Annotated in this window: 20 protein-coding genes; 6 read left to right on the forward strand and 14 right to left on the reverse strand. The window is 47.5% G+C overall.

Translation table 11 applies throughout. From position 1 onward, the window contains the following. Positions 1-228: 228 nt before the first annotated feature. Positions 229-1,887 (forward strand): bifunctional UDP-sugar hydrolase/5'-nucleotidase UshA, encoded by a 1,659-nt coding sequence (ushA, locus tag PSI15_RS12455; RefSeq protein WP_273583807.1) that lies wholly within the window; start codon positions 229-231, stop codon positions 1,885-1,887. Between the two features lie 1,070 nt (positions 1,888-2,957). On the opposite strand, the gene ybaK is transcribed toward ushA, so the two are convergent. The 3 genes from ybaK to copA form a co-directional block, all read right to left on the reverse strand. Continuing rightward, the gene (gene ybaK / locus PSI15_RS12460; protein ID WP_273583808.1) at positions 2,958-3,434 is read right to left on the reverse strand and encodes a Cys-tRNA(Pro)/Cys-tRNA(Cys) deacylase YbaK; all 477 of its coding nucleotides are present in this window, start codon (positions 3,432-3,434) and stop codon (positions 2,958-2,960) included. Between the two features lie 40 nt (positions 3,435-3,474). Then, positions 3,475-4,287, reverse strand: coding sequence for a TraB/GumN family protein (locus PSI15_RS12465; RefSeq protein ID WP_273583809.1), 813 nt, complete (start codon positions 4,285-4,287; stop codon positions 3,475-3,477). Positions 4,288-4,350: 63 nt separating this feature from the next. After that, positions 4,351-7,059 carry a copper-exporting P-type ATPase CopA gene (gene copA, locus PSI15_RS12470; RefSeq protein WP_273583810.1) on the reverse strand — a complete coding sequence of 903 codons (2,709 nt, stop codon included), beginning with the start codon at positions 7,057-7,059 and terminating at the stop codon, positions 4,351-4,353. 77 nt (positions 7,060-7,136) lie between these two features. On the opposite strand from copA, the gene cueR reads away from it, so the two are divergent. Continuing rightward, entirely contained in the window at positions 7,137-7,541 is a 405-nt protein-coding gene (gene cueR, locus PSI15_RS12475) for a Cu(I)-responsive transcriptional regulator (RefSeq protein ID WP_045969012.1), read from the forward strand. Here the strand turns inward: cueR and PSI15_RS12480 are convergent. The 5 genes from PSI15_RS12480 to tesA all read right to left on the reverse strand — a co-directional run bounded on the left by PSI15_RS12480 (position 7,532) and on the right by tesA (position 11,511). Next, positions 7,532-7,993, reverse strand: coding sequence for an NfeD family protein (locus PSI15_RS12480; RefSeq protein WP_273583811.1), 462 nt, complete (start codon positions 7,991-7,993; stop codon positions 7,532-7,534). The two genes, cueR and PSI15_RS12480, sit on opposite strands and share 10 nt — an antisense overlap. Before the next feature lie 2 nt (positions 7,994-7,995). After that, on the reverse strand, positions 7,996-8,925 hold the full coding sequence (locus PSI15_RS12485) for an SPFH domain-containing protein (protein ID WP_273583812.1): 930 nt from the start codon (positions 8,923-8,925) through the stop codon (positions 7,996-7,998). Positions 8,926-8,970: 45 nt separating this feature from the next. Then, complete coding sequence (locus tag PSI15_RS12490) at positions 8,971-9,846, reverse strand: tetratricopeptide repeat protein (protein ID WP_273583813.1); 876 nt, start codon at positions 9,844-9,846, stop codon at positions 8,971-8,973. 83 nt (positions 9,847-9,929) lie between these two features. Then, positions 9,930-10,709 (reverse strand): SDR family oxidoreductase, encoded by a 780-nt coding sequence (locus PSI15_RS12495; protein ID WP_273583814.1) that lies wholly within the window; start codon positions 10,707-10,709, stop codon positions 9,930-9,932. Positions 10,710-10,878: 169 nt separating this feature from the next. Then, entirely contained in the window at positions 10,879-11,511 is a 633-nt protein-coding gene (gene tesA, locus PSI15_RS12500) for a multifunctional acyl-CoA thioesterase I/protease I/lysophospholipase L1 (protein WP_273583834.1), read from the reverse strand. On the opposite strand from tesA, the gene ybbA reads away from it, so the two are divergent. Further along, positions 11,482-12,168 carry a putative ABC transporter ATP-binding protein YbbA gene (gene ybbA, locus PSI15_RS12505; RefSeq protein ID WP_273583815.1) on the forward strand — a complete coding sequence of 229 codons (687 nt, stop codon included), beginning with the start codon at positions 11,482-11,484 and terminating at the stop codon, positions 12,166-12,168. The genes tesA and ybbA overlap by 30 nt on opposite strands. Then, positions 12,165-14,597, forward strand: coding sequence for a putative ABC transporter permease subunit YbbP (ybbP, locus tag PSI15_RS12510; protein ID WP_273583816.1), 2,433 nt, complete (start codon positions 12,165-12,167; stop codon positions 14,595-14,597). The genes ybbA and ybbP overlap by 4 nt, the downstream gene beginning before the upstream one ends. 64 nt (positions 14,598-14,661) lie before the next feature. Here ybbP and PSI15_RS12515 read toward each other — a convergent pair whose 3' ends face one another. Then, positions 14,662-15,732, reverse strand: a complete 1,071-nt coding sequence (locus PSI15_RS12515) for an LLM class flavin-dependent oxidoreductase (RefSeq protein WP_273583817.1) — start codon at positions 15,730-15,732, stop codon at positions 14,662-14,664. A 42-nt stretch (positions 15,733-15,774) separates the two neighbouring features. Beyond that, positions 15,775-17,052 (reverse strand): MFS transporter, encoded by a 1,278-nt coding sequence (locus PSI15_RS12520; protein WP_273583818.1) that lies wholly within the window; start codon positions 17,050-17,052, stop codon positions 15,775-15,777. A gap of 128 nt (positions 17,053-17,180) precedes the next feature. Here PSI15_RS12520 and PSI15_RS12525 point away from each other — a divergent pair, with 128 nt between their 5' ends. After that, positions 17,181-17,366: a hypothetical protein gene (locus PSI15_RS12525; RefSeq protein WP_273583819.1), complete on the forward strand. Its 186-nt coding sequence runs from the start codon at positions 17,181-17,183 to the stop codon at positions 17,364-17,366. Between the two features lie 81 nt (positions 17,367-17,447). Here PSI15_RS12525 and purK read toward each other — a convergent pair whose 3' ends face one another. The 4 genes from purK to ppiB form a co-directional block, all read right to left on the reverse strand. Then, positions 17,448-18,545, reverse strand: coding sequence for a 5-(carboxyamino)imidazole ribonucleotide synthase (gene purK / locus PSI15_RS12530; protein ID WP_273583820.1), 1,098 nt, complete (start codon positions 18,543-18,545; stop codon positions 17,448-17,450). After that, positions 18,542-19,054 (reverse strand): 5-(carboxyamino)imidazole ribonucleotide mutase, encoded by a 513-nt coding sequence (purE, locus tag PSI15_RS12535; RefSeq protein ID WP_273583821.1) that lies wholly within the window; start codon positions 19,052-19,054, stop codon positions 18,542-18,544. Before purE ends, purK begins: the two co-directional genes overlap by 4 nt. Before the next feature lie 136 nt (positions 19,055-19,190). Continuing rightward, the gene (gene lpxH, locus PSI15_RS12540; protein WP_273583822.1) at positions 19,191-19,913 is read right to left on the reverse strand and encodes a UDP-2,3-diacylglucosamine diphosphatase; all 723 of its coding nucleotides are present in this window, start codon (positions 19,911-19,913) and stop codon (positions 19,191-19,193) included. Positions 19,914-19,952: 39 nt separating this feature from the next. Continuing rightward, complete coding sequence (gene ppiB, locus PSI15_RS12545) at positions 19,953-20,447, reverse strand: peptidylprolyl isomerase B (protein WP_045969044.1); 495 nt, start codon at positions 20,445-20,447, stop codon at positions 19,953-19,955. Positions 20,448-20,705: 258 nt separating this feature from the next. Between ppiB and cysS the strand changes: the two genes are divergently transcribed. Further along, the gene (gene cysS / locus PSI15_RS12550) at positions 20,706-22,091 is read left to right on the forward strand and encodes a cysteine--tRNA ligase (RefSeq protein ID WP_273583823.1); all 1,386 of its coding nucleotides are present in this window, start codon (positions 20,706-20,708) and stop codon (positions 22,089-22,091) included. The last annotated feature ends 17 nt before the right edge of the window (positions 22,092-22,108 follow it).

A 22,108-nucleotide genomic window follows, 5' to 3' on the forward strand; every position in this document is an offset into this window, starting at 1 on the left:
TTGTCGAGGTAAAAATTTTGTCGATTTGTTGAATTTCTGTTTAATTTTCACACCATAATACATCTTAGATAATTAACAAAACGTTTATTGATATCTATATAATTTGACCGCAACCTCAAAAAAGTCAGAGAAGGTATTATTTAATGACACAACGCTATAATCCTGCTCGGCAAAATGTGGCATCCCTGTCATATAACCATAGAATTTTAAATAACATGGAGATACCCCATGAAACTATCGTTTAAAGCGTCAGTCTGTGCTTTGGCTGTTTCGCTGTCACTGGCACCGTTAATTGCCAACGCTTGGGAAAAAGATAAAACCTATGACATTACAATCTTGCATACTAACGATCATCACGGCCACTTCTGGCATAACGATCAGGGTGAATATGGTTTAGCCGCCCAAAAAACCGTCGTCGATGCCATTCGTCAGGAGGTGGCCAAGAAAGGAGGGAGCGTATTGTTGTTGTCGGGGGGTGACATTAACACCGGCGTACCGGAGTCCGATATGCAGGATGCGGAACCCGATTTTAAGGGGATGAACCTTGTAGGGTATGACGCAATGGCATTGGGGAACCATGAATTTGATAAGCCCTTAAATGTATTGCACCAGCAACAAAAATGGGCGAATTTCCCATTCCTATCGGCCAATATTTACCAAACCAGTACTGGCAAGCGTTTATTTAAGCCCTATGTCATTTTTGATGAACAAGGCGTGAAAATCGCCGTGCTTGGGCTGACAACGGATGATACTGCGAAAGTCGGGAATCCTGCGAATTTCCCGGATGTTGAATTTCGCCTTCCTGCCGAAGAAGCCAAAAAAGTGATTGAAGATCTGAAAAAGCATGAAAAGCCGGATGTGATTATCGCAGCAACGCATATGGGGCACTATGACGATGGTCACCACGGATCGAATGCGCCGGGAGATGTTGAAATGGCACGCAGTTTGCCTGCGGGTTATTTGAATATGATTGTCGGTGGTCACTCACAAGATCCGGTCTGTATGTCGGCGGAGAATAAAAACTATAAGCAAGTGGATTACGTTCCGGGAACACCTTGTTCTCCCGATCGCCAAAATGGGACATGGATTGTGCAAGCCCATGAATGGGGTAAATATGTCGGCCGTGCTGATTTTCAATTCCGTAATGGTGAATTCAAGCTGGTTCATTATCAATTGATCCCGATTAACCTAAAGAAAAAAGTAACAAAAGAAGATGGCAGCACGGCGCGTGTTTACTATACGCACGAAATTCAGCAAAACCCTGAAGTGCTAAAACTGCTGACACCTTATCAGGACAAGGGCAGTAAAATACTGAATGTGAAAGTCGGTTCGGTAGATAACAAATTAGAAGGTGATCGCAGCAAAGTCCGTTTCGTTCAAACGAATATGGCACATCTTGTATTGGCAGCCCAAATGGAACGGACAAATGCCGATTTTGCCGTGATGAGCGGTGGTGGAATTCGTGACTCAATTGAAGCCGGGGATATTACGTACAAAGATGTTCTGAAAGTCCATCCATTTGCCAACCAAGTGGTTTATGTGGACTTCAAAGGTAGCGAAGTTTTGTCATATTTGACGGCCGTTGCCAATATGGAACCGGATTCTGGCGCTTACGGGCAGTTTTATAATGTGAGTTTTGTGAAGGATGGCAAGAGTATCAGCGACGTAAAAATTGGTGGTAAGCCATTGGACCCAAATAAAACCTATCGTATGGCGACCTTAAACTTCAACGCAATTGGCGGAGATGGTTATCCACGAGTTGATAATTTGCCGGGTTACGTTGATACCGGGTTCGTTGATGCGGAAGTATTGAAAGGATATATTGAAAAACATTCTCCACTGAAAGCCGCTGATTATGATCCGAAAGGTGAAATTTCACATAAATAATAACGACAGATTAAATAGCGTTTCAAAATGATAGGAGTAAATCTTGTCCCGCGTGGCGCGCGGGACAAGATTGCAAGCTCTCACTATGATGAAAACCTATTTAATAGATTACGGTTAGTTATTTGCATAAAAAGACCTTCTGCAAAACAGAGGGTCTTTTGCTTACTAAAGGTAAGGAGTGATGTGTATAATCTAAATAGGATGGTTGAAACTGAATAATAATCTAATGATTAAATAACATAGTAATTAATGAAGGATTGTCTCCTTTTGTTGGTAATTTCTCAAGTCCATGTTTCATATATAATGCTACAAGCTGGGGGTGATTTTCACATTCTAATGCAATAACTCTTCCTCCAATAAATGTCTTTGAAATATTAATGATATTCTTTGCATAAAAGAAAATATCTTTAAATCTTACTGTGTTTTCACTTAATGAAAAGTTTTTAGCTATTTGGCCGATTAAGTAAACCTTTATAGTATTAGCATTTTTGCTGATACCATTAAATTTTTTTATTTTAGTTTTTGAAATTGTGAAATTATTTACTGATAACCCCTTAAAAGTTAATGAAAAATAAGCGAGAATTAAACCATTTTCATCAAGAATAAGATAAGTTCTGGTTACATCAGCTTGCTCAAATCTAATGGATTTAACATGTAGAAATGATTCTACATCGCGATTTATTGGACATGAGAAAGAAAGTAAATACTCTTTTGTTCGTTCATGACCAAAATCGGATAATATTTTCTTTAGCGTGAGAATTTTCGTCTTAATATCTCTATAGCCTCTTTCTGTTGTGCTTCAAAATCGATTTTTTCAAAGTTCTCCTTGGGCGGCCTTCTATTAGCCCTCCTAAGCATCTTAATGGCTTTGGGATCAGTGATAACAATTTGTCGGAAAAATGATGAGGTCGGCATGTTATTCCTCTTTTATTTAAATCAGTTAATTGAAATAGTAAAAAATATGTTTTCCAGATGAGAAAAGTATATCGACATTATTGTTTATCACAAAGCCCTGTTTTAAAGAAAACAGAGCCAGCTCGAAAAAAATCAGCGGGAATTGCAAGCGATTTTCAAATCTTAGCAATATCAGCAAACGAACCGTTAAGTAGTTGACATAAGTCTGTGGGGGATAATTCAATATCCAGTCCCCGTTTGCCGCCGGAAATGAAGAGAGTTGGTAACGTTTGCGCCTGACTATCAATCACGGTCGGCAGCCGTTTTTTCTGTCCGAGCGGGCTAATGCCCCCGACTAAATAACCCGTTACCTTTTGTGCCAGTTGGGGATCGGCCATATCGGCTTTTTTGGCTTTAAAAACCTTGGCGACTTTTTTCAAATCGAGTTGCCCGGCAACAGGGGTAACAGCGACAGCCAGGTTTTTAGGATCGCCATTTAATGCAACCAGCAGTGTCTTAAAAACTTGGTTAGCATCTAAACCAAGTTTTTTAACCACTTCATCACCAAAATTATGCTCATTAACATCATGATCATAAGGGTGTAGTTTAAAGTTAACTTTTTGTTTTTCCAACAAAACAATGGCGGGAGTCATATTTTTTCCTGTAACGATGAATATGTGATTATGCGTGTGGTTATGTGTATCGCTCTGCCAGCATCTGGCGCAAATTGTTTTCGCCGTGAAGATGTAAGGCACCTACAGCCACCAAATATTTTCCTGTCGGTAAGTGATGTAATTGCTCGCTCCACTGACGGTTGCGCTCTGTCATTAAGGTTTGATAAATCTCTTCGCAGAAGGTCATCGGCAGTACCTGATTTTGTTTCTCAGGTTGGTAATTCATCCACCAACTCATCATCGTTTGTAAAGCGCGGGCATTGGTATGCCAATGGGTGAGGGTATCTTCCAACAAAGCAAGCCCGCCATTTGGCAGGTTGATGAGAAGGTTAATTTGTGCGGCAGTGCCTTCCAGCTCAATGATGGGTTTATTGATGGCTTTTGCACTGTTGAGTAATTGGCAATCGATACCATATTGAGGATGTAATCCCAAATACTGGGCTTGGGCAGCCTGTAATATCAATGCCACTTGCCACGATGGCAATGGATCCAGCAGCGTGACGGGATGTTGAATTTCCCGGCAATAATGCTGTAAACAGTCAAAATGTTCGGGAGATAAACGGTGTGACAGCGCAATCTGTTCAGGCAGTGCGTCGTTGAAAGGGGGATAAGCCTGAGTGATATCGGCTTCGACAATAAGCGCATCCGCGTGTTCCAGTTGTTCCAGCAAGATTTCAGAAAGTGGGTACATATTTCTTGTACCCATATGAATACTGCCAATAATATGTAATGGTTTGTTTTTACTTAAATTGATGTCGAAAGCCGGATAGGGGTAATGCCGTTGGGAGTTGAGTCCCAATAGGTTACTGAAATATGACAGTAATTTTCCCATCTTGCCTGCTCCCATCGTTGGCATCTTGAAGTACGACGAGTATATAATTTTCCTGATGTGATGTCAGGGCTTAGGCTTGAAACGCAATAAACGATTGGCGTTACTGACGACCGTTATTGAAGACAATGCCATCGCGGCACCTGCAACCACCGGATTTAATAACGTCCCGGTGAAAGGGTATAAAATACCGGCTGCAATCGGGATGCCCAAGGTATTGTAGACAAATGCCCCCAATAAGTTTTGTTTCATATTGCGTAACGTGCCGCGCGATAATTCAACGGCATCAGCCACCCCGTGCAGGCTATGGCGCATCAGGGTCACGGTTGCGGTTTCTATGGCGATATCACTGCCACCGCCCATTGCAATACCCACATCCGCCTGTGCCAATGCCGGCGCATCATTAATGCCATCCCCCACCATCGCGACTTTCCTGCCTTCGGATTGCAGTGATTGAATGGCGGCGGCTTTGCCATCTGGTAAAACACCGGCAATAACGTGATCGATACCGGCTTCCTTGGCAATCGCGTTTGCGGTGGTGGGATTGTCTCCGGTCAACATCACCAAACGATAGCCTTGGCGATGTAAGCGTTGCAGCGCAGCCACGGTATCCTGGCGCAAAGGATCGCGGATGGAAAACAGGGCGGCGATTTTCCCGTTGGCTGACAGGATAACGGGAGTGATGCCTTTTTCTGCCTGTGCCGCAACCAATGGCTTTAATTCGGCGGTCTCAACTTGATGTTGCTCAAGTAATTTTTGATTACCCAATAACAGCGTGATATCGCCCATTTCGCCCTTAACCCCCAGACCCGCGAGGGTGCGGAAGGTGTGTATTTCAGGTAACTTTTGCCCTTTAACCTTCATCAGGATGGCTTTTGCCAGAGGGTGATTGGAGCCATTTTCCAAGGCGCCGGCCCATACCAATACTTGCTCTTCGGTGAAGCCATTAAAGGTGTGGATCTCGGTCACCTGCGGCATACCTTCCGTTAAAGTGCCGGTTTTATCGAAGACAATTGTATCCAGTTGACTGGCATGTTGCAGGGCATCAGCATCACGCACCAGAACACCCAATTCGGCGGCGCGCCCAACGCCTGAAATGATGGACATGGGGGTTGCCAGCCCAAGGGCACAAGGGCAGGCGATAATCAAGACGGTGGTCATGATAACCAGTGCATACATGATTTGCGGGGCGGGGCCGATAAAATACCAAATGGCACCCGCAATAAGGGCGATCGCAACGACAATCGGCACGAATATCGCGGAGATTTTGTCTGCCAGTTGGCCGATTTCCGGTTTACTGCTCTGTGCCTGACGCACTAATTTGATGATGCGTGCCAATGTCGTCTGGCTGCCGACCGCATCGGCTTTAAACAATACTGTGCCATCTTGCACCACCGTGCCGGCATGGACGGTAGCGCCGGTGGATTTCTGCTGAGGAATGGGTTCTCCGGTCAGCATGGCTTCATCCAGCCAAACGGTGCCCTGAATAATTTCACCATCAACCGGAACACGATCGCCGGTTGTCAGGCGCAATATCATATTGGGCATCACATCGGCCAGTGGCACAGTTTTTTCACCTTCAGGGGTAACCACCCGTGCGGTTGGCGGGGTTAAATCCAATAATCGCTCAAGCGCTTTGGAAGAGCGTTGACGGGCGCGTTGTTCCAACGCATGGCCGAGATTGACCAAACCAATGATCATCGCACTGGCTTCATAATAGAGGTGGCGGGCCTGGGGAGGAAAAACGTCTGGCCATATATTGACGCTGATTGAATAGAGCCACGCCACGCCCGTCCCCAGCGCGACGAGGGTATCCATGGTCGCACTGCCATTTTTTAGGCTTTGCCACGCATTGCGATAAAAATGCCCGCCGGCAAATACCATGACAACCAGTGTCATCAACCCAATCGTTAGCCAAATCGCATGGTTTGCCGGGGTGAGGATCATATTGTCGCCCAGCATACCCCACACCATCACCGGCACCCCGACTACTAAGGCAAGGGCGGATTGCCAGCGAAAGCGGCGCATATTCGCCTGTGCGACTTGTTGCTGGCGCTCACGGCGTTCGGTTTCATCCTGAATCACTTCCGCCCCATAACCCGCCTTGATTACGGCTTCCACCAAGGCGTTTGGTGAGGCATGACCGGTGACCAGGGCGCTTCTTTCGGCGAGATTGACTCTGGCATGTTCCACGCCATCAACGGATTGCAGTGCTTTTTGCACCTTGCTGACACAGCTTGCACAGCTCATGCCATCCAGCAAAAGCTGAATACTGTCACCAACAGGCGCGGTTTCTACCGGAGTTGAAGAGGTTGCCGCTGCCAAAGACTCCGGAGTCTGTGTTGTCAGCGGCTCAGTTTTTGGGAAATCGGCTTCCGTTGCTAATTCAGCGTGATATCCGGCTTGCTCGACGGCATCAATTAAAGCATCGTGATCTGCTTTACCATAGATTTTTGCTGTTTGGGTGTTCACTTCTGTCGCGATAACCCCTTCCACGGCCTCTAATGCTTTTTGGGTCTTATTTGCACATTTCATGCAATTTAAACCGGACAGCCGTAAAACAACATCAGGTTGAGTGGCAACGGTGGCGTGATAATCTTCGGCAACAATGGCGGCGATCAATTCATCCGATGAAACATGACTGATAACTTTGGCATAATTGAGATTCACTTCCGCCAGTTCAACGCCGGGTATTTTTTCCAGCGCTTTTTTGACCCGGCCGACACAATGCAGACACGTTAGGCCTTGAAGTGCAAGAATAGTGGTTGTGGACATAACACGATCTCCTGATACAGAGTGATATACTTCATTAAGGCTAAACCTTCCTGCAAGGGGAAGGTCAAGGGGAAATTATGAATATCAGCGAAATTGCCCGTAAGACGGGTTTAACCCGCAAAGCGATTCGGTTTTATGAAGAAAAACAACTTATTACTGTGCCGGAGCGGGGAGATAATGGCTATCGTTATTACCAGCAACAGCACGTTGATGAATTGATACTCTTGCGGCAGGCGAAAGAAGTCGGATTTACATTGGAGGAATGTCGTGAATTGCTGCGGCTATTTCGCAATCCCGGCCGTCACAGTGCCGATGTCAAAACCGCGACCCTGCAAAAAGTGGCGGAAATCGAAAAGACAATGGCGGAATTGCAAAAGATCAAGGCAAAATTACTGGCATTGGTGGCTGAATGTCCGGGAGATGATGGGGCGGATTGCCCCATCATTGAGCATTTATCGGGTTGCTGCAAGCATCATGGTTGATGGGGAACCGGTCTCACCTTCAACGTGATCCCGTCAACGGCAATCACCTCAACTTCGGTATTGGCTGGCAGTTCGCGGTCACAATGAACGCGCCAGCTCCCATCGGCCAGTTTGACTCGCCCAAAACCGTTTTCGGTATCCGTGGTTAAACGGGCATGCAATCCAATCAATTGGTGATTTTTCTGATTGAGCGTCTTATCACTTGCCTGACGGGGGCGATGGCGCAGCCAGCGACGCCAGGCAATCACAGAAAGCAAGGTCAGGACCGCAAACAGAACGCCTTGCAGTTCCCAGCCCATATGGGGGAAAACCCATGCGATCAGGGCAACCACGACGGCTGCGGTTCCTGTCCACAACAGATAGCCCCCCGTTCCCAGCAATTCCGCAATCAGCAGCAGGCCACCAAAACAGAGCCAGAACCAAGCTGGCTGCGCGGCGATCTGTTCAATCATGGTTAGTTATCCTGTTTGCTCTTCTTGCTCTCGCCAATGAGTTCAGCAATCCCCCCAATGGCACCCATTAAATTACTGGCTTCCAGTGGCATCATAATCACTTTGCTGTTATTTGAAGCACCAATATTGGTGAGGGCATCAGTATACTTCTGGGCAACGAAGTAGTTAATCGCCTGCATATCACCATCAGCAATCGCATCAGAAACCATTTTGGTGGCACGGGCTTCTGCTTCTGCGGCACGTTCACGGGCTTCCGCTTGCAGGAAGGCTGACTGCCGCTCACCTTCCGCTTTCAGGATTTGCGACTGTTTTTCCCCTTCGGCTTTCAGAATAGCGGCCTGACGGATACCTTCTGCCTCAAGGATATCTGCCCGTTTGGTACGCTCTGCTTTCATCTGCGCGTTCATCGCGGAGATCAACTCCTTGGGCGGGCGCACATCGCGGATCTCAATACGGGTAATCTTAACGCCCCACGGGTTAGTCGCCTCATCGACGATGGTCAGCAACCGGCTGTTGATGGAATCGCGCTGGGACAGCATTTCGTCCAGCTCCATTGAACCCAGTACTGTCCGGAAGTTGGTCATGGTCAGGTTGATAATCGACAGTTCCAGATTGCTGACTTCATAGGCTGCCCGCACGGGATCGACAACCTGAATAAAGCAGACGGCATCAATGGTGACATTGGCGTTATCGCGGGAAATGACTTCCTGCGACGGGATATCCAGAACCTGCTCCATCATATTGATTTTACGGCCAATTCGATCCACAAATGGCATGATGATATGCAGGCCCGGCGTTAATGTGCGGGTATAGCGGCCAAAGCGCTCAACCGTCCATTGATAGCCTTGTGGAACGGTTTTTACACAGGTAAAAACGATAGCAACAGCAATCACGATTAAAATCGGTACAGCACCAAAAGAGAGTAAATCCATAACAATTCCCTTACCCAGTTTTATGGAATAGATAAATTTCTTTACTTAATAGAGTAAAGAGTATACATGACGACGATATTGAGAGGCCAGCGCATCTCCAGTACCCAGTGCCGAAAGGATACCCATCATCGCCTTTTTCACCGCGCCATCAGCAGCAGAGAGATCCTGTTTCAGAAAGCTGAACAACAATTCCAGCGCTTCTTCATTGCGGCCAACTTCGTGTAATTTCGCTGCCAGTTGCACAGCCAGTTCTGCATTCTCCGGCTGAGTTGCCAACGCTTGTTGCAGTTGTCGGATCTCAGGTGAATCCGCCGCCTCTTGCTGGGACTGAATCTGTTCAAGTAACGCATGATAGCGCTCATCCTGTTCTTCCAATGGGATGGTCTCCACTGTTTTTTGCGCGTCTTCAAGGTGATTGAGTAAAAGGTTCACTTGGGCTAACAACAGGGTGATATCGGTGTCTTGCGGATTTTCCTGATGGAGTTCTTGCAGTAACCGCAAGGCTTCCTGATTTTTGCCGTCGGCGAGCAGTTCGTCAACGTGATCTAACGGTGATTTTTCCTCTTGGGGCAGCAGGGTGGAGAAAATTTTCCTGATGGCATCGTCGGTCTGGATGCCTTCAAAACCTTGTACCGGGCGGGCTTCTTTGACAAACAAGACGGTCGGCAAACTGCGCACACCAAATTGGGCGGCGATATGGAGAAGTTGGTCACAATTGACTTTAGCCAGAGTAAACTGCCCGGCATATTCATGGGCGATTTTATCCAGCGTCGTTTCTAACTCATGACAATGCAGGTCCTGTGGCGACCAAAAATAGAATACGACAAGCTGGGTGAGTGAGTGTTGTACAATTTGAGCAATATTCGATTCATCAATATTAACAATATAGGCCGTATCGTTGGTATTCACTGTTGGCTGCATGGGATTTCTCTCAGGGTCGTTGTAAGGTGAATGGTAAGGTAATTACATGGATAAATAAGACTTGTTGGTCCGTTTTTCAACGTCTATTCGCTTTGTCGGCAAACGATCCTATCAAGCCATCTCTCAGGAAGCAGACGGCGCATCACTTTGACGGCATGCGTTAATAATGTCACGGAATAACGTAATTTCGGCTTGGGACTTTCCAACGCATGAATCAGTTTAGAGACGACATCTTCAGGCATCAACGTGAAACGGCGTGCAAGACCTGGGTTCTCGACCGGGTGATCCTGCTGGGTTTGATTGACATTCTTGGTAAAACGAGTATGGATTGGCCCCGGTTCTATCAGGCTGACTTTGATGTCTGTTTTTGCCAATTCGCCCCGTAAGGCATCTGACCAGGCTTCAAGTGCATATTTACTGGCAGCATAGGCACCACGGCCCGGCGTTGAGATCAATCCCATCACCGAACTGGTCTGGACAATCCGCCCGGCACCATAAGCGCGTAGCGCCGGCAGGAGCAGGCACGTCAGTTGATGGGTGCCAAAGAAATTAGTGGAAAACTGTTTTTCCATCTGTTCACGGGAAATACTTTCCAGCGGGCCGTATAGCCCAAATCCGCCATTATTGAACAGCCCGAATAAACGGCCGTGGGTTAATTCAATCACTTTCCGGGCGGCGTGTTCGACGCTGGCTTTATCGTCTAGATCTAATTCAATCGGTTCGAATCCCAACTCACGCATATGTGCCAAATCAGCGGGCTTGCGGCAAGCGGCGAGTACGCGATATCCACGTTTCTGGAGGGTTTTGGCTGCGGCTAAACCGATCCCGCTGGAACATCCCGTAATAAGAATCGATTTTTGCATAACTTTATCTGTTCACCTGCATTGAATGGTGTTTCAAAATGATCGTGTTTCGAAATGATAGGGATAAACCTTGCCCCGCGCAACGCACGGGCAAAGTTGCAAACGCTCACTGATGAAAACCTGTTTAATTTATGGAAATAAATGATTTACTATTGAGAAATCCGGTTACTTAAGAAGCGTTGATATATACCGATAATGTGTTGGACATCCAATCAGCGATAAAGGGTTGTGCGGCTTGATTGGGGTGAAGGCCATCATCCTGCATCCATTCTGGCTTGCCAGCCACGTGCTCCATAAAAAATGGCAGCAGAGGAATGTGGTTACGTTCAGCCAGCGCCGGATAAATGTTGGCAAAGGATTCGGTATAGCGTTTGCCGTAATTAGGTGAAATTTGGATTTGCATTAATAACGGTTGGGCGCCGGCTTGCTTGATCAAACTAATGCCCTGTTGCAAATCTTGTTCTATGTTTTGAATGGGAAAACCACGCAGTCCATCATTCGCCCCAAGCTCTACCAGAACCCATTTTGGATTGTGCTGTTTTAATAATTCAGGCAAACGTTCAAGGCCCTGTGCTGCGGTATTGCCACTGATACTGCCGTTCACAAGCACGGTTTTTTTGCTGGATTGTTGCCACTGTTTTGCCATCAGCACAGGCCAGGATTGCTCAACCGGCAAACGGTATCCGGCACTGAGGCTGTCGCCCAATATCAGCAGCGTATCCGCCGTCGCTGCTCTGGCACTGCATAGCACCAATAATAAAAGGAAAAGTACATGGCTGTAGAAAGTATTCTTGAAGTTCATCATCTCACTAAACATGTTGGTCAAGGGGAACAGGTAATTAATATATTGCAAGGTATTGAGTTGGTTGTCGAGCCAGCCCAGACAATTGCATTAATTGGTGAATCAGGCTCCGGTAAATCAACGTTGCTGGGCATTATTGCCGGCTTAGATGATGGCAGCGAAGGGGAAGTTCACCTGTTGGGGCAGAATATCAGCCACATGAATGAAGAGCAGCGGGCGCAATTAAGGGCCGAAAATGTGGGTTTTGTTTTTCAGTCATTTATGCTGATCCCGACGTTGAATGCGCTGGAGAATGTCCAGCTTCCGGCACTATTGCGGGGTGAATCGGAAAACCAAAGCCGTGCACAAGCCATCGAGTTACTCGAACAGTTAGGATTGGGAAAACGCTTAAAACATATGCCAGCCCAGCTTTCGGGCGGAGAGCAGCAGCGGGTGGCTTTGGCTCGGGCATTCTGTACCCGTCCTAAAATCCTGTTTGCCGATGAACCCACCGGTAACCTTGATCGCCAAACGGGCGATCGCATCGCGGACTTGCTGTTTTCCCTTAATCAGGATTACGCCACCACGTTGATTCTGGTGACCCACGATAGCCAACTCGCGGCGCGTTGTCAGCGTCGTTTACGTCTGGTGGATGGAAAATTGCGGGAGGAAGCATGATCTGGCGCTGGTTTTGGCGTGAGTGGCGTACACCCTCTCTCCTGATCGTTTGGTTATCCCTGACATTAGCGGTGGCGTGTGTGCTGGCATTGGGGCGTATCAGTGATCGTATTGATCAAAGTGTGCATTATCAAAGCCGTGATTTTCTGGCGGGGGATCTGGTCCTAAGGGCTTCGTATCCCGTTGATGAAACTTGGTTGCAAAGGGCGCAAGAGCAGGGATTGGTACTGAGTCGCCAGATCGCATTTTCGACCATGACCTATGCGGGGGATATTCCGCAACTGGCTCAGGTCAAGGCCGCCGATGAACGTTATCCCCTGTACGGCGAACTGGAAACCCATCCACGCGGGTTAAAACCCGAAAAAGGTGCGGTGTTGGTGGCGCCGCGATTGCTGACCCTGTTGGGTGTTAAGGTTGGGGATAATATTGATGTGGGCGATACCACATTGAAGATCAGCGGGGAATTGCTGCAAGAGCCGGACAGTGGTTTCAGTCCCTTCCAGATTTCGCCCCGCATTTTAATCCATATTGCTGATGCGCAGGCAACTGGCGCGATCCAACCCGGCAGCCGCCTGACTTACCGTTATATGTTTGCGGGAGCGCCGCAAGCCATTCAATCATTCCAGCAATTTGTTGAACCGCAATTCAAGGCGGATCAACGCTGGCTGACCTTGAAACAAGACAATAGCGTGATGGCGCAATCCATTGAGCGTGCGCAGCAATTTTTACTGTTGTCCGCTTTATTGACATTACTGCTGGCTGTCGCCGCGATGGCCGTTTCTATGGCGCATTATTGCCGCAGCCGGCATAACCTGATCGCCATACTGAAAACACTGGGAGCCGGGCGATGGGCGTTGCGTCAATGGATTATCGGGCAATGGTTGGTCATCTTGCTTGCCGCCACCGCGGTAGGTTCCATCTTAGGTTTGGTTTTTGAATCGGCATTGATTCGAATTCTGGCCGGCATGTTGCCGAAGATGTTACCGGCTGCGGGAATGTGGCCGTGGGTATGGGCGATGGGTGCTCTGTTTGGCATTACCGTGTTAGTGGGAATTCGCCCTTATCGTCAACTGATGGCGACCCAGCCTTCACGGGTGTTGAGAAGTGATGTAACGGCATCCATCTGGCCATTGCGTTACTATTTGCCTGCGGTGGCATTAATCATCACGGGGGGATTGGTATTATTGGCCGGGACTCAGCCTTTATTATGGTCACTGTTGGCGGGTGTGCCGGTTGTCGCGCTGTTTTTAGCGCTATTGGGCTGGGGTGGATTATGGTTGCTGCGCCGTGTGACATTCCGTCAGTTAAGCCTGCGTTTGGCGGTCAATCGGTTACTGTGCCGGCCGTTTCAGACCATGACCCAACTGGCGGCATTTTCCCTGTCATTTATGTTGCTGGCTTTGCTGGTTATGGCAAGGGGGGATTTATTGAGTCGATGGCAGCAGCAATTACCGCCGGACAGCCCGAATTATTTCCTGATTAACATCACGCAACCGCAAATTGCCCAAGTGAGTGATTTATTGGCTCACTATCAGGTGCAACCGACCGATTTTTACCCGGTGGTACTGGCGCGTTTGACGGAAATAAATGGACAATCTGCGATTGCATGGGCGGATGAAAAACACCCGAACAGTACGACCGTGCGCCGTGAATTGAACTTAACCTGGAAAACCGAACTACCGCCTTTTAATACTCTGATTGCCGGAAGCTGGCCGCCAAAACCGAACGAAGTTTCCATGGAACAAAGCGTTGCTGAACGGTTGCAAATTCATTTAGGGGATAAACTGACCTTCACGGGAGATACCCGTACATTTCATGCCACGGTAAGCAGTATTCGTAAGGTCGATTGGGAAAGTATCAATCCGAACTTTATTTTTATTCTTTCCAAAGAGACATTGGAAAACCAGCCCAGAATGTGGTTGACCAGTTTTCACTACGAAGGGGATGGGCGGTTGCTCACCGAAATTAACCGTCATTTCCCGACCATCAGCATGCTGGATATCGGTTCGATCCTCAAACAAGCCCAAGGTATTTTGCAGCAGGTCAGCAAGGCATTGGAAATTATGGTTGTTTTGGTAATGATTTGTGGCGGATTACTGTTATTGGCACAAATTCAGGTTGGCATGAGCCAACGACAACTTGAATTGGTGGTATACCGCACATTAGGCGCGAGTAAAAAACTGTTGCGGCGCACCTTATGGAGTGAATTTGCCCTGTTGGGTTTTATGGCGGGTCTGGCAGCGGCATGGGGGGCAGAAATTGCCCTTTGGTTGTTACAGACGCAGGTCTTTGATTTCCCGTGGCAACCGCAATGGCCAATGTGGTTTGTGCTGCCTGTTCTCAGCAGCTTATTGCTTTCATTATGTGGTGGCTGGTTAGGGATCAGGTTATTGCGCGGGCAAGGGCAGTATCGGCGTTTGCCGGAGTAATTGCCCTGTTCTGATAAACCTCGTTTAGGATAACGAGGTTTATCAGCGATCGGGTTGGATAATATCAGGCAAATTCTTCTCTCAATTTAGGCAGGATCTGATCCCCAAAAACCGTTAACCCCTGTATATAATCGGGGAAAATCAACATCACACCATCCAATTCACAAGTCCGTATTAAATCAGCCAGTTGCTTATAGCAGGTTGCTGGCGTTCCGATGGCGGTATGGGTCATAAAGGCGTTTTGGGCACGTGCTACCATCGCATTGCTTTTGCCATCTGCATTTTTAGCATTCACATTAATGCCGAAGCTGCGCATCATATTTTTGACGGCCTCTACATCCAAACCTTGACGGTAGAACTGGGCAAGGGTTTCAGCATAAGCATCTGTTTCTGCGCAAATGACCGTGCACATGCAGAAAGTTTTGGTTGTTGTGTGGTACTCAGCGGCGAGACGTTTCGCGGTTAAACTGATATTGCGGGTTTCTGCCACATCCTTGCCGCCGATAAAACAAACATCAGCGTGACGTACACTGAAACGCAGGCCATGCTCGGATTGACCGGCACAAACGAGATAAGGACGCGGGAGGGAAAGAGGTTTAGGTTCAGAAACGCACTGTTTTAAATGAAAATAAGTCCCTTCATAATTGACCTGTTTTTCACACCAAAGCCGTTTGATCACCTGCGTCCACTCTTCCGTCATGGCATAGCGCTGATCATGATCCAAACTGCCATCCCATTCCCCCATTTGTTCAAACTCATCCCGGAATGAACCGGAAACAATATTCAGCCCCGCACGCCCCTGACTGATGTGATCCAGCGTGGCGATCATTTTGGCCGTCACCGCCGGATTATGCAGTCCGGCATGAACCGTGGCGATTAATTTTGCACGGTGGGTTACTTCAGCAATACCCGCCATCATGGTGACGGATTCGAGCGAGCACCCCCAATGATCTGTTTCACCGCCAAATCCGCGCCATTTCCCCATAGACATAATGAAATCAAGGTCAATTTGATCGGCCAAAATAGCAGCTTCACGGTTTTGTTTATAAGACGCATCTAGTAATGGTGTATTTTTGGAGATGATCCACCCACCTTTAGCGATGGGCAGAAATACACCGAATTCTTTCTTTGACATCACTATTTCCTTGTTTGTAGGTTGTTTCAGTTCATTTTCACCCTATTTACTCAGTTGGGTATTTTCAACCGCCTGTTTTCTCATTTTATGAGTCGGCGGTTTCATCATTAATGTTACAACAAGAACAAGTGATACAGGGACAGCAATAATCAGGAACGCAGCGGTGAAACTTCCTGAATAATCCTTGATGGCACCGGCAAAAAAAGGTGCCAGACAAGCCAGCGTGGATATCAGGTTCATGACTGAAAACAGTTCCAGATAAGGTTTGCGGCCAAAATAGTTAGCCAGCAAGACACTGGATGCGAGGAAGGTCATACCATATCCCATCCCAACACATACGGTAAACGCAATCAAGAACGGCCATGATGAGGCGCTACTCAGCGCAATCAAACCCACAATAATAATGGTCAGGCTGACAATCAGTAATTTTTTTGGATCGACCCATTCCCCCACTGCGCCACCGGCCAATCTGGACAACGCATTAATAAAAGCCATGCTACTCAATAACCCGGCGGCGATGGCTTCGCTGAAACCCTTTTCGATAATATGGGCAACCGCAAAACTATTGACCGTAATGCCGCACCATAAAAATGCGGTGTAAGTTGCGGCAATCACATAGAACTGCCATGTCCGTAGTGCTTGATGTGCGGTCCAGCGTTGCCTGGTGCGATAAATGCCGGGCGTATCCTGACGGTTATGTTCCTGATTGACGGACTTGGCGTGGGCGACTTCCCGTTTTCCCTCTTGCAGGATGATCATCGTCAGGATAACGAAAATGGAGAGAATAATGGCAGAAATCATCCAGTGCATTCGCCATGTGCCCCAAACACGACTTGCCAGAAAATAGATCCACGGGCCAATGACCCCCCCCAATCCGCCGATCGTAAAGTAGAAACCAAAAGCAAGGGATTGCTTCTCATATAGCCGTGAAATCACATAAGTGCCGGGTACTGTCGCCAGAAAAGTAAAACCGATCCCCATTAAGGCCGTACCAATAAAATAGGATGAAATCGCGTATGTGTGATAAAGATGGTAGAAACCCGCCAGAAAAATTAGCAGGCCGATAAATAGCGTGAAACGGACGCCAACTTTGCGAATAAACAGTGTTGGCAAAAAACTGGATAGCCCGCAGGTCAGGCCAAGCAGTGTGAACCCCAAACCCGCACTTGTCCAACTCCAACCTAGTTCATTAATCATACTGGGCAGAACAACCCCCAATGACGTAAAGGTTGTTGCTGTGGACAGAAAATAGATCATGCCTAAAAGTATCAGCAAAAACCACCGATAAGTACGCCCAAATTTGTCGTGTTGAGGGGACATTGTGACTCCATCAAGGATATAACCTGTTAAAAACAGCATTATTTTATGTGATTATGAGAAAAAGCTGTATCGAATAAACGGCCTATCGCTAAACGCCAAACATTTCCATCACTGGGGAGAGGGCAATCATGTATACAGATATCAACGGCATTAATGAAGAAAATAAGACCATTGCTTTACACCTGATCCCTGAGACGTTAAGAATGACGAATCTCAGCAAGATTAAAGTCGGTGATTTCCTCAATTATGAAATAGATCAGACGACAAGAACCCTTGTGGATACACTGTCCCGCACTCTATCAAGAATGCAATAATCTCTAACCGAATTGGAATAGGAAGTGGTCGTTATTTTTAATCGTTACCACTTCCTTGAGCGGGTTATCTAAGATAATTGTTCAGCTTAATTTATCTTGTGCCCATTTAAGGCTGCTTTGATATTCGGTTGGCAAGAGTGAGGCTAACGTTTGTAATGTCGTTTGCAGTGTCGCCTTATCTGCATGCGTCACATTTAAGTGACCGACCTTACGTACCGGTCGAACTTCTTTTTCATACCAGTGTAAACGAACCAGCGGCAGATTCAGCCATGCGGGATTTATTTCCGTGCCGATCAGGTTGATCATAACGGATGGCGCGAAGATTTCGGGTTGTGGCATAGGGAGATTCAAAATCGCCCGTAAATGCAGTTCGAACTGGCTGATAGAAGCGCCGTTTTGTGTCCAGTGACCGCTATTGTGAACCCGCGGAGCCAATTCATTGATCAACAAATCATCGCCAACAATAAAACACTCCATCGCCATCACACCCACATAGTTCAGATGGTTCATGATGGCGGACAGCATCTTCTCTGCTTTTTGTTGAAACTGCATATCGGCAGTCTCATCAGGCAAGGCAACACTGGTACGTAAGATACCGTCCTGATGCAAATTGTGAGTCAGCGTATAGAATACGGATTCCCCTTTGGCATTACGAGCCCCCACCAGCGAGACTTCCCCTGAAAACGCAATGCCCTGTTCGACAATACATTCACCATAACATCCACCATCATCCCCACCATAAATTTCAGGTGGAAGGGTGGTTTCATCACCCGGCCGGATACGCCATTGACCGCGCCCGTCATAGCCGCCTGTCCGGCGTTTAACAATGATAAAGTCGCCTAATTCGGCAAATAGCTGTGGCCATTGATCCGGCGTGGAAAGCCATCGCCACGGTGCGGTCGCCAATCCCAACGTATCCATAAGCTGCTTTTGCGGCAAGCGATCCGCCAGTTGCGGAAAAATATCGCGATTGATAAACGCCTTATGATGAGCCAGTTCGCGGGTTAATGCGGTTTCGGGCCAGCGCTCAATTTCAGCGGTGATAATGCTGCTCTGGTAAGGCACCGCTTCCGGCTCGGCATCCAATCCAACGGGATAAACCGCGATCCCCAATGGCTCGCCGGCTTGACGCAGCATTCTGCCCAACTGACCATTTCCCAATACACAAACGGGTTTCATGCCTCCTCCCGTGGATCTGGATTATCCAAAACCGCCTGTGTTTGTGCACTGCGCCAATCCGACAAACGTTGAAGCAGCGCATTGTCATGTAAAGCCAGCACTTGGGCTGCCAATAATGCGGCATTTGCTGCGCCTGCCTTGCCGATAGCCAGTGTGCCAACGGGGATGCCCGTTGGCATTTGGACGATGGAATACAGGCTGTCAACACCGCTAAGCGCGGCGCTTTGTACTGGAACCCCAAACACAGGCACCAAGGTTTTGGCTGCCAGCATCCCCGGTAAATGCGCCGCACCACCGGCACCCGCGATAATCACATCAAAACCGTTTTCCTTGGCTTGCTCGGCAAAACGAAACAGTTTATCGGGCGTTCGGTGTGCCGAAACAATTTCAACATGAAAAGGGATCGCAAGGGAGGTCAAAATATCGGCGGCATGTTGCAGGGTTGCCCAATCGCTTTTAGAACCCATGACAATAGCAATTTTGGCCTCTATTTCTGTTGGGGAAGTCATAAATCAGATGCTCCTGTATTGGGTATCTACCAGAACAAAGAGGAAATTTCAGACGGCGGATCATATCACGCTAATTGCACAAGGAAAACGTTTGCGTCATTTGATTTGTCGATTTTTCTAAAATAAATAAAGGCGTTTAGAAAGGGAAGGAGATCAATTCAATGGCTGTTTCTGTGACTTTAAACATCGAACCTTGCTCATGCCATGCCCCCAAAACACCGCGATGTACGGTTTTATCATCAAGTTGCATATCATGTATTGCCGGGCGGTGAGTGTGCCCGTGAATGATCCAATCTGCCTGATATCTTTTAAAATACGCGATAACAGCCGCTTGATTGACATCCATAATCGATTCGGATTTTTGACTGTTGGCGTATTGGCTGCCTGCCCGCATTTTGGCGGCAATTTTCAAACGGATAAACAGAGGGAGAAGCAGAAATAGCCGTTGTATCCACGGTGTATGGACGCGCTGACGATATTGCTGATAGCCGATATCATCGGTGCACAGCGTATCGCCATGCAGGATCAGAATACGTTTGCCATACAATTCCAGCACCTTTTCCTGTGGAAGCAGGATTAGGCCGCTCTCGCTGGCAAAACGGGAACCCAGCAAAAAATCACGATTGCCATGAATAAAATAACAGGCAATCCCTTTTTGTTTCAGTTCACTAAGGGCTTGGGCGATTTTGGTGTGCAATGGGTTGGGGTCATCATCACCAATCCAGTAATCAAAAAAATCACCGAGGATATAAAGACTCTCAGCGTGAATGGCATCCTCACGTAAAAAACGCAGAAAACCGGCAGTAATTGCCGGTTCTTGTTCACTGAGGTGTAAATCTGCAATAAACAGTGTACTCATGTTGCGATTAACTATTTCGATTAACTGCTAAAATGGTCTTTATTCGCTAACAGTGACACGTTCAATGATCACATCTTCATGTGGTACATCCTGGTGCATACCGCTGCGGCCAGTGGAAACACCTTTGATTTTATCAACCACGTCCATGCCTTCAACGACTTCGGCAAATACGCAATAACCCCATCCGTCCGGGCGCTCTGAACGGAAGTTCAGGAAATCGTTATCGACCACATTAATGAAGAATTGGGCAGTGGCAGAGTGCGGATCATTGGTACGTGCCATCGCGAGGGTGCCACGGCTGTTTTTCAGGCCATTGTTGGCTTCGTTTTTGATTGGGTCTTTCGTGATCTTCTGTTTCATGCCCGGTTCAAAGCCACCGCCTTGGATCATGAAGCCATTGATAACACGGTGAAAAATGGTGTTGTCATAAAAACCTTCCGAGCAATAACCCAAGAAGTTTTCAACCGTTACCGGCGCTTTATCAGCGAATGTCTTGATTACGATATCGCCAAAATTGGTGTGGAAAGTCACCATAATAAAAATCCCAATAATAGTTTTGAATGACCCTGTATTTAGGGGGTTCGGAACAACCGCTGTTATATCATATCTCAGGTTTTGAGTCAGTACTCTGGGCGGTATCAGGGCAGGGCGGTCAACGGCACTTGCAAAGCCGGGCATATCAAGGTGAAATACCGCATCTGGCTTCTATTTATATTGCTGATAAAAAGCCTATAATCAGCCAATTCACTTAATTATATTACACGTACATTAATTTTTACGGAAAACCCACTGATGCTAAAAATTTTCAACACTCTCAGCCGTCAAAAAGAAGAATTTAAGCCGATTCACGAAGGAAAAGTGGGCATGTACGTGTGTGGCATTACCATTTATGACTTGTGTCATATCGGTCATGGCAGAACATTTGTGGCATTTGACGCGATTGCGCGTTACCTGCGTTATTTGGGATACGATTTGACCTACGTCCGTAACGTGACTGACGTGGATGACAAAATTATCAAGCGCGCGATCGAAAATAATGAAAGTTGTGACGATTTGACCGCCCGCATGTTGGCGGAAATGCACAGCGACTTTGATGCCTTGAATATCCTGCGTCCAGATTTAGAGCCTCATGCAACACAACATATCCCAGAGATCATTGAGATCACAGAAGAACTGATTGAACGCGGGCACGCTTATGTTGCCACTAATGGCGATGTGATGTTCTCCATTGAGACTAATCCTGATTATGGCCTGCTTTCCCGCCAGGATTTGGAACAATTGCAGGCTGGCGCCCGTGTTGAAGTGGCCGATGTCAAACGTAACCCAATGGATTTTGTTTTATGGAAAATGTCCAAACCGGGTGAACCTAGCTGGGAATCTCCGTGGGGAGCAGGCCGTCCGGGTTGGCATATTGAATGTTCCGCCATGAACGGCAAGACGCTGGGTCACCACTTTGATATCCACGGTGGCGGTTCTGATTTGATGTTCCCGCATCATGAAAATGAGATTGCTCAATCAACCTGCGCGCATGACGGCCCTTACGTCAATTATTGGATGCACTCCGGCATGGTGATGGTGGATAAAGAGAAGATGTCCAAGTCATTGAACAACTTCTTCACCATCCGTGACGTGCTGGAATATTACGATGCTGAGACTGTGCGTTATTTCTTATTATCCGGCCACTATCGCAGCCAGTTGAATTACACAGAAGAGAACCTGAAACAGGCGCGGACATCCCTTGAGCGTCTGTATACTTCCCTGCGTGGAACGGATAAATCGGTGCAACCTGCGGGCGGAGAAGCATTCACCGCCCGTTTCGTTGCAGCCATGAATGATGATTTCAACACACCGGAAGCGTATTCAGTCTTGTTTGATATGGCGCGTGAGCTTAATCGCCTGAAAACAGAAGACATGGCTGCGGCTAACGGTCTGGCGGCCGAACTGCGTAACTTGGCGGGAATTCTCGGTCTGCTGGAACAAGATCCAGAACACTTTTTGCAAGGCGGGGCACAGGCGGCGGAAGACGATGTGGCTCAAATCGAAGCGCTGATTAAACAGCGTAACGATGCGCGTAAAAATAAAGAGTGGGCATTGGCTGATGCGGCACGTGACCAGTTGAATGAAATGGGCATTGAGTTGGAAGATGGCCCACAAGGTACAACATGGCGTCGTAAATAATCGCTTTTTGCTTTGCT

The sequence above is a fragment of the Xenorhabdus sp. PR6a genome (assembly GCF_028599065.1).
Taxonomy (GTDB): Bacteria; Pseudomonadota; Gammaproteobacteria; order Enterobacterales; family Enterobacteriaceae; genus Xenorhabdus; species Xenorhabdus doucetiae.